Here is a 17,415-nt window from a genome sequence, read left to right as displayed (position 1 = left end):
GCCTGAGCACCCCGGATGTTTGCCCGCTTTTAAAAGTTCGGATCGCCATGAAAATCACAACCCTTGTTGCGGTGAGCCTGCTTGCCGTGTCCGTTTCAGGCTGCAAACTGGTCAAGACCAACAAAGACGACGCGACAGGCGCCGCGGCAGACCCGATTGCAGAACTGGTCGAAACGACATTTGATGCCAAGCTGGTACCAGAGCTGTCACAGAAGGCCGTGGATCTCACGCAACTTCGCGACGCCATCAAGTCCGGTCTCGACAAGGCTGGGGAGAGCCATGGCGTAAGAGTTGGCGGCGCTGGCGGCGGCTGGAACTTCGCGGCCAAGGGAACAGCAAACGTTATCAACGAAAACCGCGCATCCAAAGCAGCCGTCGCAGATATCGACATTGATGGTGATGGAAAGGCCGACGCGACCCTGCAACTGGGACCGGTCGTCAAGGGGTCGGCCTTGCGCGATACGACTGCACTTTATGATTTCTCCACATTCCGTGACCAGATCGAATATGCCCGACTTGGCCGCGCCCTCAACGACAAGGCCGTTTCCAAACTGCCCACTGCTGACACGCCGCTGAAGGGTAAAAAGATCAATTTCCTCGGCGCTGTGGTCATTCGCTCGGCAACCGAACAGCCACTGATCATGCCAGTCTCCATCGAGGTGGCACAATGAGTGCGGTTGCAGCAGTCGAACCGCATCCGATCGGCCTGTCCATCCGCAATGGCTCAAAAATCTATCCCGGAACCCAGGCACTCAAGAACGTCGACTTTGACCTGCGATTGGGTGCGGTCAACGTTCTCGTCGGCGAAAACGGCGCCGGAAAATCAACGCTTATGAAAATCATAGCGGGCGTTGAACAACTGAATGGCGGCTCCATCGAACTGGATGGTAAGTCGGTTGTTTTTACCGACAAAACGGATGCCGCCAAACATGGCGTCGGCATTGTTTTTCAAGAACTCAACCTGTTCCCCAACCTGACGGTCGCGGAAAACATCTTCGTTGGTCACGAAAAGACCAGGGCTGGCATTCATATCGACAGGGCTGCACAGACCAGTGCCGCCAGAGCGCTGATGAAGCGGCTGGAACAGAATATCGATCCCGACACGCCGCTCGGTAACCTGCGGATCGGTCAGCAGCAGATCGTTGAAATTGCCAAGGCACTGGCGGAAAATGCCCGCATTCTCATTCTCGATGAGCCAACATCGGCCCTTTCTGCGGCCGAAGTCGAGGTGCTGTTCAGGGTCATCAACGACCTAAAAAAACAAGGCGTTGGAATTGTTTACATCTCCCACCGGTTGGAAGAGCTTATTCGCATAGGCGACTATATAACCGTCCTGCGTGATGGCGTTATCACCGGATCGCGCTCGATGAAGGGCGTGGACATCCCCTGGATCGTTGCCAACATGATCGGCAGCGCATCTAAAGAGTTTCCCAAAACCGTTGAGCACGAGCTGGGCGACGAAGTGTTTCGTGTTGAAAACATCTGCCTGCCGAGCCCGGCTGGCGGTTATGCCGTTGATCACATGTCGCTGACGGTCAGAGAAGGTGAAATCGTCGGGCTTTACGGCCTGATGGGCGCCGGCCGTTCGGAACTGCTTGAGTGCATCATGGCACAGCATCCGAATTCGTCCGGCCAGATGTTCATTTCGGGTAAACCACTCAAGGAACAAAGTGTCTCCGGGCGCATCCGTCGCGGTCTTGCTCTGATCCCTGAGGATCGCAAACGCGACGGACTCGTGCAGATCATGACAATCCGGGAAAACCTGACGATGTCGTCTCTTTACGACTTCACGCGCGGGTTTCACCTGAGCCTCAAGGCAGAGGCCGCCAAGGCTGCCGAATTCGTCAAGCGCATGGCGATCAAGATCGCCAGCATGGAACATCCAGTTTCCAGCCTGTCCGGCGGCAACCAGCAAAAGGTCGTTATCGGCAAGGCGCTGATGACGAAACCGAAAATCCTTCTGATGGATGAGCCTTCTCGCGGCATCGACATCGGCGCCAAGGCGGAAATTTTCCGCACCATGCGGCGCCTGGCCGGTGATGGCTTGGGCATCCTTTTTGTCACATCCGATCTGGAGGAGGTTCTGGCCCTTTCCGATCGCATTCTCGTCATGGCGAATGGCCGGCTGACTGGACAATTTCCAGCTGGCGCCAACGCAGCGGATGTCGTTTCGGCGGCAACTCCCAATCTTAAAAAGGTTGAAACACTATGAGCAGCATCGACACCTCGGGCAACGTCAAAACCGTCACTGGAGTGTCAACGTCCAGAACCTCTGCATTGCTGCTACTTTTGCACATGCGAACATTCGTGGCTCTCATTCTGGTGTTTACCTTCTTTGCCATCGCCGCTCCCAACTTCCTGAGCATGGGCAATATGGTGATCATTTCCAAGCACGTTGCGCTGAATGCATTGCTTGCTATCGGAATGACCTTTGTTATCATCGCTGGTGGCATTGACCTGTCAGTCGGCTCAATTGTCGGCCTCTGCGCCATGGTCGCCGGATATCTGGTGCTTTACGGCATTGATCTCGGCTTCCTCGGCATTGGGTACAGCCTGCAGTTTAATACGATCGAAATCTGCCTTATCGTGCTAGTCGTGGGTGTCTTTATCGGCTCAATAAACGGGTTCCTGATAACCAAATTGAATGTGGCGCCGTTCATCGCCACGCTCGGCACGCTCTATGTCGCGCGCGGTGCAGCACTTCTGTTCTCCGAGGGCCGGACATTCCCAAACCTTTCCGGCAATCCGGAGTATGGGTCTGACACTTTCCGCATCATCGGTTCCGGCACGTTTCTCAGCTTTCCGGTCTCTGTGTGGATCATGGTGGTGGTGGCGCTGGGCGCGGCCTATCTTGCCAGCCGTACCCCGCTTGGCAGGCACATCTATGCCGTTGGCGGCAATGAGCGCGGCGCGGCCCTGTCCGGCGTGAACGTCGATCGTATCAAGCTGTTCGTGTACATGTTCTCAGGCCTGTGTGCCGCATTTGTCGGCCTCATCATCTCCTCGCAACTGCAGGCAAGCCACCCGGCAACCGGTGAGACCTTCGAACTGAATGCCATCGCGGCAGCTGTCCTTGGCGGAACATCCATGTCGGGTGGTCGCGGTCGTATCGCAGGCACCATAGTTGGCGCCTTCGTCATCGGCATCCTCGCGGATGGGCTTATCATGATGGGCGTTTCGTCCTTTTGGCAAACCGTCATCAAGGGTCTGGTCATCATCGCCGCCGTGGTTGTCGACCAGGTGCAGCAGAAACTGCAAGCACGCGTGGTGTTGCAGCAGAACGCCAATTGAGGATTTGATGCTACCAGATCGATACTGTAAGTATCCGATAAAAAGGAATCGAATAATTTCGATTGGTTGCGATTCAGGAGCTTAGGTAAGTCCAAATGGAAGCGAAAGACGAGCAAGATGCTTCGGAGTCGATGATCGGGCTTTTATCCGAGCCAAGACGTCGCCGCATTCTTGAATGGCTTCAAGAAGAAGGCTCCGCCCGCGTCAGAGAGTTGGCGGCCGCCTTCCACGTATCAGAAGCAACCATCCGTCAGGACCTTGAAAGGCTCGAAAACGAAGGTTTCATCACGCGCGAGCATGGTGGCGCCTATCTCAATACGGTCGCACCACAAACTGGCACCATGACCCTGTACCATCAGGAAAACATGGACAAAAAGCGCCGTATTGGCGCCCTTGCTGCAAGCCTTGTCAAGGATGGCGAAACGCTGATCCTTGATGCTGGCACGACAACAACAGAAATTGCAACACGCCTGACCAACCGCCGTGATCTGACCTTGATCACCAACGCCCTCAACATCGCAATCATATTGGGTGCTGTGCCATCATTTGCGGTGCACATGCCGGGCGGGCAATTCAAATCCCCCACGCTTTCGCTTTCGGGTGACAAGTCAGTCGAATATTTCCGCAACATTTTTGCGGGCAAGCTGTTTCTCGCCACAGCCGGTGTGGCACTGGATGCCGGGCTGACCTATCCAAGCTTTGCCGACCTTCAGTTGAAGGAAGCGATGATCAAGGCGGCGGCCCATGTTTACCTCGTGGCGGATTCGACCAAGATCAACAAATCGTCGTTCACGCGCCTTGGTTCTCTCGACGTGATCCATTCCTTCGTTACAGATGATGGCATTTCAGACCGCGATGCCCGCGAGTTTGAAAAACGAGGCATCGAAGTCCTGATCGCGAAGTAAGCTGCAAATCTACCCTTTCGCTCAACACCTATCTGCGCAGAGAGTGGCTGACCTCTGCCCATAGGGATCGAAATGACGTCGCATCTTCAATGTCCATAAGTTGTTGCCAGGCATCACTGTGAGCATTCAGGCCAGCCCATCTCAGGCAATCTGCAAATTTCATCTGCCGTTGAGCGTTGCAGAGCGGCTTCTGAATTGAGCCATCGGCGTGCAATCTCCCGATTTTGAGATGCCGTCCGTCATTCAAGTGAATGTCGACCTGATGCGGTAACCGCTCCGTGCCAACCTCTTCGGCAGCGGTGTAAGCCGACATGGATATCAGCGGCATCAACTGGCGAATGTCCGTACGAAAGATGGCAGACGGTGTAAAATCACCGAGAGACAGCCTGCCGTGAACAAGTGCGGTCGCTAGGCAATATTGCATTGAAAACCGTGCCTGCATTTCATCGCGCGGGTCGGGATAGGTCAGATTATCCATCGCGGAAATGCCGACCTTGGTGTTGATGGACCTGATATCTTCCGCCCGAAATCCGTGCTGATCCTGCAACTCACGCGCTGCGTCGATAGCGCGGTGTGTTGAAGCACAGCACGGGTGCTGCTTGGTCACCAGCCCACGTGTTTCGATGATGTGGTCGTGACCGAATGAAAGCGCATCCCAACCGGTTGCGGCATCGCCACCGAACAGATCTTTGAAACCCTGTGATCTCTCGAAAATATCAAGCCGTCCTGCAAAACCGGCCTTGGCAAGCAATGCCGCCTCAACCGCGTTGCGTGCCGCCAGCCCCGCATGCAGCGGTTTAGCGGGTGTTCCGAACTGACCCTTTGGCCCGCAGGCAGAACTCGTCGCAATACTCATCGCCTGCGCAATCTGGTCCCCGCCCATTCCCACCAAAACTGCGACACCAGCGGCTGCGCCGATTGCACCAACAGTCGATGTACCGTGCCAGCCCCTGTTGTAATGCGAGGGAATAACACCAAAACCAACCGCCGCCTGCGCCTCCAAGCCAGCCAGATAGGCATGAACAAATCGCCTGCCAGTTATCCCGTAATCGGCGGTTGCGAGGGAAAGCAGGGCTGGCACCAGAACCGCAGATGCATGTGCACGGGCAGGATGGAAATTATCATCAAAATCAAGGCAGTGCGCGGCGGTACCATTGATCAGGGCGGCGACTGAAGCCGATGCTTCTGACCCGTCGACCAATGCCGAGCCACCACGCTCACTGATATCACCGACAAAGGCGCGCATCACGGCGCGTGGTGACTCATCATTGGCACCCGCCAACATACAGCCAATCGTATCGACAATAGCGTCTGTGGCTCGTTGCAACGCCAATGGCGAAAAGCTTTTACGGGTGGCAAGCTGTGTTGCGATTTTTTCAATTACGGTCGTCATTGACGAATGCCTTTTCAGCGGATTTCTTAGTCCGTGAAAATGTGCGTTTTGGCCAAGGTGCACAATCTTATGCGGTTTACGGGTCGCTCTATTCAATTTCGGGAGAAGAAATGACGGAGGATAGCGACGTCACGATCAGCATCCGGCACATCCATGCCTATGATGCCATTGCCGCAACAGGCTCCACCATTGCAGCCGCCAGTGAGCTTGGCGTTTCCCAATCAAATGTCAGCAGATTGCTGCAGCAGCTTGAGCTTTATCTTGGCGTCCGGCTGTTTGAGCGTGACAAGAACAGGCTTTCTCCCACGCGAGAAGGCTTACAAATAGGGCCCCAAATCCGGGCGATTTCTGACCGACTGACGTCTCTAAAGGTCATGGCACAGGAACTGGAACATGGACGTTCGCAGGAAATCCCGTTGCGACTGGCTTTTCCCGCCAGTCTGTCCGTGACACTGGTGCCCCGCCTGATCAAACGCCTCCTTAGAGAGAACGGACCCGCACGTATCGAGGTGAAGTCAGGCAATTACCTGAGCATCGAACGTATGATTGCAGATGATGAGGCCGACATCGGCTTTACCCGCTTGCCTGAATCCACCGTCGGCCTGAAACATGAGCGCGTGCTTCCATCGCGAAATATTTGCGTCTTGCACCATGACCATCCGCTTTCCGGCCGCGACGGGCTGACAGTCACGGACCTCAAGGGCAACGACCTGATCCTGCTCAACAACGCACGACCTGTGCGCCATGAGTTGGAAGCCCTCCTCTACAATCAGGGCCTCAGACAACGCCCCGCCATCGAGGCGCATTCGGTTGGCTGTGCCTGTGCACTTGCGGCGGAAGGACTGGGAATTGCTGTTGTGGGTGAACTCATCGCCAGGGAATACTCCGAACTGCCCTTGGCATTCGTACCACTGGAACCCGCTTTGACAGTCAATTATGCGCTCATCAGCAGTGAGCGCATACCACTTTCCAAAGTTGCGGTTGCCTTTCTACGCTGTCTGGAAGATTGGATATAACTCTTGGGTTTAATCGTGAAGGAACGCCTCCGATGATCAATTTCCGGCAGCTGGAGGTGTTGAAAACCCTGCTTGCAACAGGCTCGACAATTGCGACGGCCAAAAGCATGAACCTCAGCCAATCGGGCGTCAGCAGGTTGTTGCAACAGCTTGAATCGGACCTGTCTCTGACGCTTTTTGCACGCGACAAGGGCCGGCTTATCCCCACGCCCGAAGCCTTGATCCTTGCAAAAGATGCCGAAAATGTGCTGCTCGGTATTGAGCGATTTTCCGAACTGGCAGACGACTTGCGCACCGGCGTTTCAGGTCCTGATCTGGTGCGTATGGGCCTGCCCAGCAGCATGTGGGAAAATTTTGCCCCCGCCGTTCTCGCTGAATATGGGCGCAACTTTCCCAATGTGCGCATCGAAACCTTTTTTGAAACAACCACATCCATCACCCGTATGATCGAGCAGCGGGTCATCGATTTCGGCTTCCTGAGATATGAGGGGGAAATACCCACAAGTATCACCATGGAGCCCGTTGCACGTGGCGTCAGTGTCTGCGTCATGCACAAGGACCACCCGTTGGCGGCCAAGAAAGAGATCGGGCCGAAAGATTTGCGTGGTGAACCGCTGATCATGTTGGGACGGCAACGCCCCCAGCGTGTGATGCTCGACAATACGTTCCAACGCGCTGGCGTGCGCCAGAATGTCAGGATCGAAACTCACAGCAATAGCTCGGCTTGTGCCTATGCCGCGCATAATCTCGGCGTCGGTATCGTCAGCAGTTTTTATGCGAATCTCTACCCTCACCTGCCGATTGTTCAGCGCCAGTTCGTGCCTGTTGCTACACAGGAGTTTGGCTTGGCAAAACCAGCTGGGGTCCCACCATCACTTGCCACACAGGCATTGATGGACACACTCAAACAGCAGATAGATATCTCACAAAAATAAGCGTTTACAAACATTTATGCAGATTTTCACCCTGTCTGCATCACTGCGACAATATGCATAAACCTATGACAAAAATGCATAATATTGCGCAATTTTTCCATATCGCTCATAGTCCGTAAAAATTGGAACAATGGATAGCCGCCTAAAAAACGGCATGTCCAGTTCAGGGGAACATATGCTTCGATTTATCTTAAATCGCCTATTCATGGCGTTGCCGACCGTGCTGATCGTATCGATCACCGTGTTTGCATTGATCCGTTTTATTCCCGGCGATCCGGCAGCATTGATGCTGGGCGACATGGCTCAGCCAGAGCAGATCGCCGAAATGCGTACCGAGTTGGGCTTGGACAAGTCCATGCCGGAACAGTTCCTCATCTGGGGACAGAATGTTCTAGCTGGCGACTTCGGAAAGTCCATCGTCAACGACGAACCGGTCTTGGAACTTGTTGTTTCACGCTTCATCATCAGTGCGGAAATCGTGCTGATTGCAGTCGCGCTTGCCAGTCTGATTGCAGTTCCCGCCGGCGTGATCGCTGCCTGGAAACAAAACAGCATTACTGACCTTGCTTTGGTTGGCACAGCAACGGTGTTGCTTTCCATCCCGACATTCTGGCTCGGTCTGCTGCTGCTGTTGTTTTTCGGCCTCAAGCTCGGCTGGTTGCCGGTGCTCGGTTACGTCTCGATGTCTGAAAACTTCACGGCTGGCCTGCTTTACATCGTGCTGCCCATCATGACGCTTGTCATCCATGAGGCAGGTGTTCTGATCCGCATGGCGCGCGCATCAACTCTGGAAGTTTTGCGGCTTGATTACATCACCCACGCCAGAGCCAAGGGACTGTCCGAAAGTGCCGTTTTGTGGAAACACGCGTTCAAGAACGCATTCGGCCCTACCTGGACGATGATCGGCCTGATCCTCGGCAATTTGCTCGGCGGTATCGCGGTCATCGAAACTGTATTCACCATTCCTGGCCTTGGCCGTCTGATGGTCGATAGCATTTTCCAACGTGATTACCCGGTTATTCAAGGCTGCCTTTTGTTCGTCGCCCTCTCCTACGTCGTGGTCAATCTTATCGTTGACCTGCTCTATCCTCTGTTCGATCCGCGCGTGGTGGCCGAATGAAAAAGTTTACATTCAATGCCGCTATTGGCGGAACGCTCATCACCGTCCTGCTGCTCGCAGCTCTGACAGGTCTGTTCTGGACACCTTACGATCCGATGAAACTGAGTTTCACCGCCCGTTTGGCGGCACCCGGTGCAGAACATTGGCTTGGTACCGACGAATTTGGCCGTGACGTGCTGAGCCGCATCATTGTCGGCGCACGCGCCAGCGTCTGGATCGGCTTTCTGACGGTCAGTTTCGCCGTGTTTTTTGGTTCGCTCATCGGCCTAATCAGCGGTTATGCCCGTGGCTGGGTGGATGGCGTCATCATGGCCGTCAATAATGCACTGCTGGCCTTTCCCGGCATTCTGCTGGCGCTTGGTCTTCTCGCCGTGTTTGGTGCCAACGAGTACGGCATCATCTTTGCGCTTGGTATTGCCTACACACCCTCCATGGCCCGCGTTGTCCGTGGCGCCGTGCTGTCGCTCCGCGAGCGTGAATTTATCGAGGCGTCGCGCGTAATGGGCAACAGTGAACTCTTCACGATGTTCCGCCACATCCTGCCCAACTGCGTTGCGCCAATCACCGTATTGGCAACTTCAATGTTCGGCTGGGCCATTCTGTCGGAAAGTGCGCTCAGCTTCCTTGGTCTTGGGGTACCACCACCCGCACCAACCTGGGGCAATATGCTGGCCGCTGGCCGCCCCTTCATTGAGCAAGCCGTGTGGCTCGGTCTTTTCCCTGGCCTTTGCATTGCACTCACCCTTCTTGGAATCAACCTCCTGGGCGATGCGCTGCGCGACAAACTCGACCCACGTATGAGGGGCCTGAAATGACAGAACAAAATCTCATCAGCGTTCGCGACCTGTCGCTTCAGGTCTCCCACACCGGCATCGAAGTGGTGAAGAATGTCAGTTTCGACATCAAACCCGGCGAGATCTTCGGCATCGTTGGCGAAAGCGGCTCCGGCAAGACACTTGCCACCCGTGCCCTGATTTCGCTTCTGCCGCCTGTCATCAAGGGAACGGGTGGCACGATCATGTATAAGGGTCGTGATACCCTAACTATGACCAGCCGCGACTTGCGCGCCATGCGCGGTGCGGAAATCGGCGTGGTGTTTCAGGAACCGATGACATCGCTCAATCCATCGATGACCATTGGTAAACAGCTTGAGGAAGGTCTTGTCCTTCACACGACGCTGTCACCGGAAGAACGCCGCAAACGTATTCTCGACATGTTGCTACGTGTCGGCATCCGTGACCCTGAAGGTGCGCTGACATCCTGGCCCCACGAATTTTCAGGCGGCATGCGCCAGCGGATCATGCTGGCATCGGTCATGCTTCTGAAGCCTGCCCTGTTGATTGCCGATGAACCGACCACTGCGCTTGATGCAGTGATCCAACGTGACGTCATGGAATTGATGGTGGAACTGACCCGCGCCGAAGGCACGGCCGTTCTGCTCATCAGCCACGACTTACCGATGGTCGCCCGTTATACCAGCCGTCTCGTGGTGATGGAAAAAGGTGTCATCGTCGAGCAAGGCACGACGGAAGATATTCTGCAGAAGCCGCAACATCCCTACACAAAAAAGCTGCTGTCCTCCCTGCCGTTTCGCAGTGAAGCACGCGTACTGGCGGCTGACGCCAAGCCGATGGTTAGCGCCCGCGACATCATCGTCGATTATCCCGGCCGCAAGGGTTTCCTGAAAAAGGCAGCACCAAAACGCGCACTGCATGGTGTCAGCGTTGACATTCATGAGGGAGAGGTTGTGGCACTGGTCGGTGGCTCAGGCTCCGGCAAGACAACGCTTGGCCGCACCATTGCCGGACTTGTCAAGGAAAGCAGTGGCCAGATCCTGTTTGGTGGCCGCAGCCGCGATGCTGATTGGAACGACTACCGCCTGAACTGCCAGATGGTTTTTCAGGACCCCTACTCGTCTCTCGATCCACGCATGACCATTCTTGCATTGGTCGAAGAAGCACTGCGTCTGGTGCCTGATATCGACAAGGCAGGAAAAAAGAAGCGTGCTTATGAGACGCTGGAAGAAGTCGGTCTGAACAGCAGCTATGCCAGCCGTTATCCGCACGAACTGTCCGGCGGCCAGCGTCAACGCGTTGCCATAGCCCGCGCAATCGCGCGCCGTCCCAAATTCCTGATCGCCGACGAACCGGTTTCAGCACTTGACGTAACCGTCCGGGCGCAGGTTCTCGACCTCTTCTCAAATCTGCAGAAACGTTACGGGTTTTCGTGCCTGTTCATCAGTCACGACCTCGGCGTGGTCGAGCAGGTGGCTGACCGCGTCATCGTCATGCAGGACGGACGCATCATCGAGCAAGGTGATCGTGACACCATCTTCGACAACCCGAAGGAGGCCTACACACGGCGTCTCCTTCAGGCAATTCCTGCTCTCGACCTCAACGAAAATGGTGGAGTGCAACTGAAATGGCGACTGGAGGCATAAAATGGACATGAGTGTAAACACCGCTACTGCGGCAACCGCGCTTGAGGAAATTTGCAACGCGCAGCCTTTCACCACCCGTTTCATGGTGCGCAATCTTCTGACCGGTGAAACCATCGGTCGCGGTGAAGATGAAGAAACACCGTCTGCCAGCACCCGCAAGACATCCATCATGATGGCAGCCCTCAAAGCCGTGCATGAGGGACGTTTGGATCTGGACGAACAGATTGTCTACGAGCAACGTTTTTCCGAGGAAGTCGCCAGCGGCATGTTTCGCTACCTGACGCCTGGCATCGTCATCTCGCTGCGTGATGCTATTACCGGCATGATGGTGCTGAGTGACAATGTCTGCACCAAGATGGTGTTCGAACGGCTTCAGCTTTCCGAAGTGGACAGCTACTGCAAGTCCATCGGCATGAGCGGAACGCATCACCGTTTCCTCATTCCGCCATTGGCCCTGTCGCCGGATCACACTTTGGGTTCGGTGACGACAACCACGGCACGCGATCAGGTGTTTCTGTTGCAGACAATTCTTGATGCGCAGACGTCACCGGAAGCTGCCGAACTGCTCGGCTCATCCATGGAGCTGTGTGCCTACGCACTGCAAACGCTCAAAAATCAGATCCTGCGTTACGCCATTCCATCACGCCTGCCATTCGGCACCTTGGTCGCTCACAAGGGCGGAACGGGCAAGCGCGGTCGCATGAATGCCGGCATTGTTTACCGCGATGGCGCGCCTTTCTACATCATCGCCGCCTTCACCGATCAGGTGCCACAGGCCATGGCCGACGGAACGCCGGGCTACACCGTATCACTAGAAACGATCGGCAGACTTTCACGCGTCTGCTGGGACCAATTCCAGCAATAAACTCAATCACAAAAGAGGGTAGAACATGAAAAAGATACTGCTTGCAGGTACAGTCCTGCTCACCATGGCCAATATGGCTGTCGCCCGCGACATCGTCGTGGCGCAAAGCTCGGATTTGCGCAGCAACAATCCCGGCGTCAATCGCGACGGCAATACCGATGGCGTTATCCTGCACATCGTTGAAGGCCTTGTCGGCTACGCCAACAATGGTGAAGTCAAGCCACTTCTCGCCAAGAGCTTCGAAACCTCCGATGACGGCCTGACCTATACGTTTACTCTTCGCGACGGCGTGAAGTTCCACAATGGCAAGACGCTGACCGCTGAAGACGTGGTGTGGAACTGGAACCGCTATATGGACCCGGCCACCAAATGGACCTGCGTTGGTGATTTTGACGGTAGCCGCATCGTCCACGTTACCGGCATCAAGGCTGTGGACGCCAACACCGTTACCATGACCCTTGAAAAGCCTTCGGCGGTCTTCCTCGGTCTGATGTCGCGCCCTGAATGCGGTTACACCGGCATGATCTCGCCCGACTCTGTTGCTGCTGATGGCACCTTCAAGGAGCCAATCGGCACCGGTCCCTTCAAGTGGAACGAGTGGAAGAAGGGCGAATATATCCGCCTCGCCAAGTTCGATGATTATGTCTCACCGGAAAATGATGGCAAGGCAGATGGCATGGTGGGCTCTAAGCGCCCGCTGGCTGACGGCATCAAGTTCATGGTCATTCCTGATGCATCCACGGTCAAGGCTGGCCTGCAGTCTGGCGTTCTGGACACTGCCGAAATCTCGCCGGACCTGATCCCCGAATTCAAGTCGAACGACAAGACCCAGCTGATCGTTTCGCCGAACAACGGCAAGAACCTGTTCTACATCCAGACCCGTGACCCGGTTTTGAGCAAGCCAGGCGTTCGCCGTGCCATGGCCATGGCGCTTGATCTCGACCAGCTCGTTATGGCGGCTTCGAATGAAACCGGCCATGCCAACGGTTCCATGGTTGCCGAAGACTCCATCTACTACAGCGACGTTCAGAAAAAACGTCCCGCCTACGATCTGGAAGCCGTGAAGAAAGAACTGGCAGAAGCCGGTTACAAGGGCGAGCAGATCAACATCATCGCCAACAAGCGCGGTAACGTGCCAAGCTTCCCCGCCGCTGTGATGGCGCAGGCCATGATGCAGGCGGCAGGTCTTAACGTTCAGATCGAAGTTCTCGATTATGCAACACAGGTGGATCGCCGTCGTTCCGGCAATTATCAGGTTATTTCGCAGTCGGTAGCGCCACGTCTCGACCCAGCACTGATGTACAGCTTCTATGTCGGTGACAAGGACAAGAACGCATCGCTGATGTGGGACAATCCAAAGGCCATCGAACTGATGAACGCCGCCTATGTCGAAACCGACCAGACCAAGCGCCAGGCGATTTTCGATGAATTCCATGAGCTGATGCTGGCTGAAATGCCCGGCATTTTCCTCTACGATATGATCGACGTCTGGGGCGCAACCGCCAAGCTCCGCGGTGAGCCAGTGTGGCAGTCGAATGCCCGCCTTTGGGAAGTATCGATCGCAGATTGATCCGCACCTTCAGGACGTCAGCCATGACCTGACGTCCTGAACAATTCAACCACAAAAACAGATGCAATGGCGGGCGTTAGTCCGCCATCCAGACTTCTTTTGCCTGAAATTCCACCCCTGCCCTGAGGATACGACATGCCTGATACCGCTTCACTTGCCGCGTTGAACGCCAATATTGATGGCCTTTCATCCGGGTTTACGGCCCTCAGTGACAGCATCTGGGATTTTGCAGAACTGAAATTCCATGAACACCGCTCAGCCGGGCTATTGATCGATATGCTGAAAAAGCATGATTTCTCGGTCACCACAGGTGTTGCCGGTATGGAAACTGCATTCATTGGCGAATATGGCAGTGGCAAACCGGTCATCGCATTCCTCGGCGAATATGATGCGCTGGCAGATATGAGCCAGGTCGCGGGTGTTGACGAACAAAAGGTCATGGAGACAGGCGCAACCGGCCATGGATGCGGTCACAATCTGCTGGGCAGTGGCTCACTGCTTGCGGCCATTTCCCTTGCAAAACACCTGGCGGAAAACAACATTCCTGGAACGGTGCGCTATTACGGTTGCCCTGGCGAAGAAGGCGGATCCGGCAAGACCTTCATGGCGCGGGCCGGTCTGTTTGACGATGTAGATGCCGCCCTGACCTGGCATCCAGCACCGTTCAACGGCGTGCGGTCGACGAACAATCTCGCCGTTCTCGAATATTATTATCGTTTTAAAGGCGTTGCAGCCCACGCCTCCAATGCCGCCCATCTTGGTCGTTCAGCACTTGATGCGGTGGAACTGATGAATGTCGGCGTCAACTTCCTGCGCGAACACATGCCACAGGATTGCCGCGTCCATTACGCGATTACCGATACCGGCGGCAAAGCGGCCAATGTCGTACAGGCCCGTGCCGAAGTGCTTTATCTCGTTCGTGCGCCTGAAATGTCGCAAGCACTTGCCCTTGCCGAGCGGGTCAACAAGGTGGCAAGAGGCGCTGCCATGATGACGGAAACCGAAGTCGAGATCGTCTTCGATTCAGCCTCAACAAATCTCCTGCCAAATCTGACTCTTGAACACGCAATCCATGACAATCTGACCGCTCTCGGACCGGTTCCATTCGATGACGCGGATGTTGCCTTTGCGCAGAAGATTCAAGCCACTTTCTCAGATGAGGCAATCAAGAGCAGCATTCGGCTTTATCAGATCAAGGAGGACGTTTTCCTCAATCACAAGGTGGATGGCACACAACCTTTGCATCTCGGACTTCGGTCGTTTGAGGGGCAGTCGCACTTCCGCGCAGGGTCAACCGACGTGGGCGATGTCAGCCGTGTCACACCAACCGCGCAATGCTGGGCACCGGCCTGGGCAATCGGCACAAATCCGCACACATGGCAGGTCGTGGCGCAAGGGCGCAGTCCTGGTGCACACAAGGCGATGATCCATGCCGCCAGAGCGATGGCCGCAACCGGACTTGATCTTCTTGTTTCGCCGGAATTACTGGCCAGAGCAAAGGCTGAATGGGAAGAAAAAATGGACGGGCAGCCCTACGTCTGCCCGATCCCGCCGGATGTCCATCCTGCCATCGACTGAGGCAGCCTATCCATGCGTCATGGTTGCCCGCAGTAAGGGCAACCATGACAGTTCGTTCAGCGCTTGTACTTGCCGATCAGCGCTTCCATCATGCCCATCTCTTCCTTTGTCAGATCCTGCAATGGAGACCGGACCGGGCCTGCATCAAAGCCCTGCAATCGCACGCCTGCCTTGACGGCTGAAACGGCATACCCCTTGGCGCGGTTACGGATCGCCATGAACGGATAGAAGAAGTCGATAAGGATCTTTTCGCACGTGGCCCGTTCACCTGCCCGCAGTGCCTTGTAGAACTCCACTGCGAGAGCCGGAACGAAGTTGAAAACCGCCGACGAATAGGTGGTAAAGCCTGCAGCCAGATAGGCCTCCGCAAAAAGCTCCGCTGTCGGCATACCCCCGAGATAGGTCAGGCGGTCACCCATCTTCGCGGTGATCTGGCGCACTAGGCCAATGTCGCCCGTCCCATCCTTGAAACCGACCAAGTTCGGGCATGCATCGCAAAGCCGTGCCAGCGTATCCGCCTGAAGAACCGAGTTGTCTCGGTTGTAAACCATCACACCCATGCCGGTTGACTGGCATACTGCCTTGATGTGCTGGTAGAGACCTTCTTGCGGCGCGTCGATGAGATAATGAGGCAAAAGCAGAATGCCGTCGGCGCCAACCTTTTCCACTGACTTGGCTATGGAAATGGCGATTTCAGTGCCGTAACCGCAGCCCGAAACGATTGGTGTTGTGCCGGCCGCTTCCTTTGCGACTCGAACAATCTCCGGGATTTCCTCCGGCGTCAGCGAAAAGAACTCGCCTGTACCGCCGGCCGCAAACAAGGTCGCCGCCTCGAAACCGGACAACCAGTTGACGTGCTCGGCGTAGCTTTTTGCATTGAACTTGCCATCGCCATCGAAATGCGTAACCGGGAAGGACAACAGTCCCGCCCCCAAAACATGTTTCAGATCTTCGGTCTTCATGGATGTAACCCTCCTGTTGTCGAGGTGCGGTTGACCGTCACCTCTGTTTACTCGTGAATCGGTGGAATGATGGTTCAGGCCTTTAGAGAGCCGACCATTTGAGCCAAACGATCACAGGCACTTTCCAATTCCTGATTGGATGCGGCGATCGAGAGGCGAATAAAACCAGGCGCACCGAATGCAGCACCGGGAACGCTGGAAAGGCCAAACTGCTGCAGCAGACAGGCGGCAAAGTCCGTATCGTCAGCAATGACATCCCCGCCGCTCGTCTTGCGACCCAACAGGCTTTGCACTCCGATAAATGCGTAAAATGCGCCATCGGGAGGAATGAAGTCGATGCCATCGATCTTCGCCAGACGTTCCGCCATGAGACGGGCACGGCTGGCAAAAATCTGTGCCCCATCAGTTACAAAGGTCTGATTGCCAGTCAGGGCTGCAAGCGCAGCCTCTTGTGCAATTGACGAAACGCAGGACACGCTTTGCGACTGCATCTTGTTGAGCGCCGAGATCAACGACTTTGGCCCTGCCGCATATCCAAGCCGCCAACCGGTCATGGCATATGCCTTTGACACACCATTGACGACCAAAGTGCGATCACGCAATTGCGGACAGGCACTGACAAACGAGACGAAGGGTTTGTCGTGCAGAAGAACATGTTCGTAAATCTCGTCTGAGACCACGAGAATATCAGGGTGGCGGATAAGCACCTCTGCGAGCAACTGGTATTCAGCGGCGGAATAGATTGCTCCGGTCGGATTGGAAGGAGAATTCAACATCAGCCAGCGGGTTTTTGGCGTGATGGCAGCTTTCAGCTTACCGACCGAAATCTTGAAACCATCTTCAGGGCCGCAGTTGACGTAAACCGGCTTGCCGCCATGCAGGGCAACGATATCGCCGTAAGACACCCAGCAGGGTGTTGGAATAATGACTTCGTCACCCGGTTCCAGTGTCGCCAGGAATGCGTCGAACAGGATCTGTTTTGCACCATTGGCAATCATCACCTCGTCGGCGGTGTAATCCAGCCCGTTCTCGGTCTTGAATTTTTGTACAATCGCCTCGCGCAGGCTTTCCATGCCAGCTGGCGCGCCATAGCGTATGCCACCTTTCAAAACAGCTGCGACAGCCGCTTTGGTGACATGCTCCGGCGGTTCAAAATCCGGCTCTCCCAATGAGAGATCAATGATGTCGCGACCTTCCGCCGCCAGCTTTTTTGCCGCCATGGCAATGGCCATGCTTGGGGATGATTTGATGCTTGCTGCGCGCCCGTTTTCGAAACTCATTTCCGACTTCCTTGACCTTATCTTTGAGCCAGAAACCGGGCGAGGCTGAACCTCTCGCCC

Annotated in this window: 15 protein-coding genes; 12 read left to right on the top strand and 3 right to left on the bottom strand. The window is 55.4% G+C overall.

Annotation, left to right across the window (positions count from 1 at the left end; genetic code table 11):
* Nucleotides 1–47 precede the first annotated feature (47 nt).
* The 4 genes from ACZ5FM_RS19770 to ACZ5FM_RS19755 all read left to right on the top strand — a co-directional run bounded on the left by ACZ5FM_RS19770 (nt 48) and on the right by ACZ5FM_RS19755 (nt 4,196).
* Complete coding sequence (locus tag ACZ5FM_RS19770) at nt 48–671, top strand: DUF2291 family protein (protein ID WP_464041023.1); 624 nt, start codon at nt 48–50, stop codon at nt 669–671.
* Nucleotides 668–2,212, top strand: coding sequence for a sugar ABC transporter ATP-binding protein (locus tag ACZ5FM_RS19765; protein WP_259148853.1), 1,545 nt, complete (start codon nt 668–670; stop codon nt 2,210–2,212). Before ACZ5FM_RS19770 ends, ACZ5FM_RS19765 begins: the two co-directional genes overlap by 4 nt.
* Complete coding sequence (locus ACZ5FM_RS19760) at nt 2,209–3,291, top strand: ABC transporter permease (protein ID WP_192489653.1); 1,083 nt, start codon at nt 2,209–2,211, stop codon at nt 3,289–3,291. Before ACZ5FM_RS19765 ends, ACZ5FM_RS19760 begins: the two co-directional genes overlap by 4 nt.
* 95 nt (nt 3,292–3,386) lie before the next feature.
* Nucleotides 3,387–4,196, top strand: a complete 810-nt coding sequence (locus ACZ5FM_RS19755) for a DeoR/GlpR family DNA-binding transcription regulator (protein WP_192489654.1) — start codon at nt 3,387–3,389, stop codon at nt 4,194–4,196.
* Nucleotides 4,197–4,224: 28 nt separating this feature from the next.
* On the opposite strand, the gene ACZ5FM_RS19750 is transcribed toward ACZ5FM_RS19755, so the two are convergent.
* Nucleotides 4,225–5,589, bottom strand: a complete 1,365-nt coding sequence (locus ACZ5FM_RS19750; RefSeq protein ID WP_464041022.1) for an MmgE/PrpD family protein — start codon at nt 5,587–5,589, stop codon at nt 4,225–4,227.
* Nucleotides 5,590–5,699: 110 nt separating this feature from the next.
* Here ACZ5FM_RS19750 and ACZ5FM_RS19745 point away from each other — a divergent pair, with 110 nt between their 5' ends.
* From ACZ5FM_RS19745 to ACZ5FM_RS19710, 8 genes are all read left to right on the top strand, one after another.
* A complete protein-coding gene (locus ACZ5FM_RS19745; protein ID WP_464041021.1) occupies nt 5,700–6,605 on the top strand; it encodes a LysR family transcriptional regulator in 906 nt (301 codons plus the stop codon).
* A 35-nt stretch (nt 6,606–6,640) separates the two neighbouring features.
* Nucleotides 6,641–7,540 carry a LysR family transcriptional regulator gene (locus ACZ5FM_RS19740; protein ID WP_192489916.1) on the top strand — a complete coding sequence of 300 codons (900 nt, stop codon included), beginning with the start codon at nt 6,641–6,643 and terminating at the stop codon, nt 7,538–7,540.
* Nucleotides 7,541–7,715: 175 nt separating this feature from the next.
* Nucleotides 7,716–8,660: an ABC transporter permease gene (locus tag ACZ5FM_RS19735; protein WP_192489657.1), complete on the top strand. Its 945-nt coding sequence runs from the start codon at nt 7,716–7,718 to the stop codon at nt 8,658–8,660.
* The gene (locus tag ACZ5FM_RS19730) at nt 8,657–9,475 is read left to right on the top strand and encodes an ABC transporter permease (RefSeq protein ID WP_312949546.1); all 819 of its coding nucleotides are present in this window, start codon (nt 8,657–8,659) and stop codon (nt 9,473–9,475) included. The genes ACZ5FM_RS19735 and ACZ5FM_RS19730 overlap by 4 nt, the downstream gene beginning before the upstream one ends.
* Nucleotides 9,472–11,100, top strand: coding sequence for an ABC transporter ATP-binding protein (locus ACZ5FM_RS19725; RefSeq protein ID WP_464041020.1), 1,629 nt, complete (start codon nt 9,472–9,474; stop codon nt 11,098–11,100). The genes ACZ5FM_RS19730 and ACZ5FM_RS19725 overlap by 4 nt, the downstream gene beginning before the upstream one ends.
* A 1-nt stretch (nt 11,101) precedes the next feature.
* The gene (locus tag ACZ5FM_RS19720; RefSeq protein ID WP_312949551.1) at nt 11,102–11,965 is read left to right on the top strand and encodes a serine hydrolase; all 864 of its coding nucleotides are present in this window, start codon (nt 11,102–11,104) and stop codon (nt 11,963–11,965) included.
* A 25-nt stretch (nt 11,966–11,990) separates the two neighbouring features.
* Complete coding sequence (locus ACZ5FM_RS19715) at nt 11,991–13,535, top strand: ABC transporter substrate-binding protein (protein WP_259148848.1); 1,545 nt, start codon at nt 11,991–11,993, stop codon at nt 13,533–13,535.
* A 135-nt stretch (nt 13,536–13,670) separates the two neighbouring features.
* A complete protein-coding gene (locus ACZ5FM_RS19710; RefSeq protein ID WP_192489662.1) occupies nt 13,671–15,113 on the top strand; it encodes a M20 family metallopeptidase in 1,443 nt (480 codons plus the stop codon).
* 56 nt (nt 15,114–15,169) lie between these two features.
* On the opposite strand, the gene kdgD is transcribed toward ACZ5FM_RS19710, so the two are convergent.
* On the bottom strand, nt 15,170–16,075 hold the full coding sequence (gene kdgD, locus ACZ5FM_RS19705) for a 5-dehydro-4-deoxyglucarate dehydratase (protein WP_464041019.1): 906 nt from the start codon (nt 16,073–16,075) through the stop codon (nt 15,170–15,172).
* A 74-nt stretch (nt 16,076–16,149) separates the two neighbouring features.
* Nucleotides 16,150–17,355, bottom strand: coding sequence for a pyridoxal phosphate-dependent aminotransferase (locus ACZ5FM_RS19700; RefSeq protein WP_464041018.1), 1,206 nt, complete (start codon nt 17,353–17,355; stop codon nt 16,150–16,152).
* Nucleotides 17,356–17,415 lie beyond the last annotated feature (60 nt).

Source organism: Agrobacterium sp. 5Ca50 (assembly GCF_055381905.1).
This window is presented reverse-complemented; position numbering and strand designations above follow the sequence as displayed.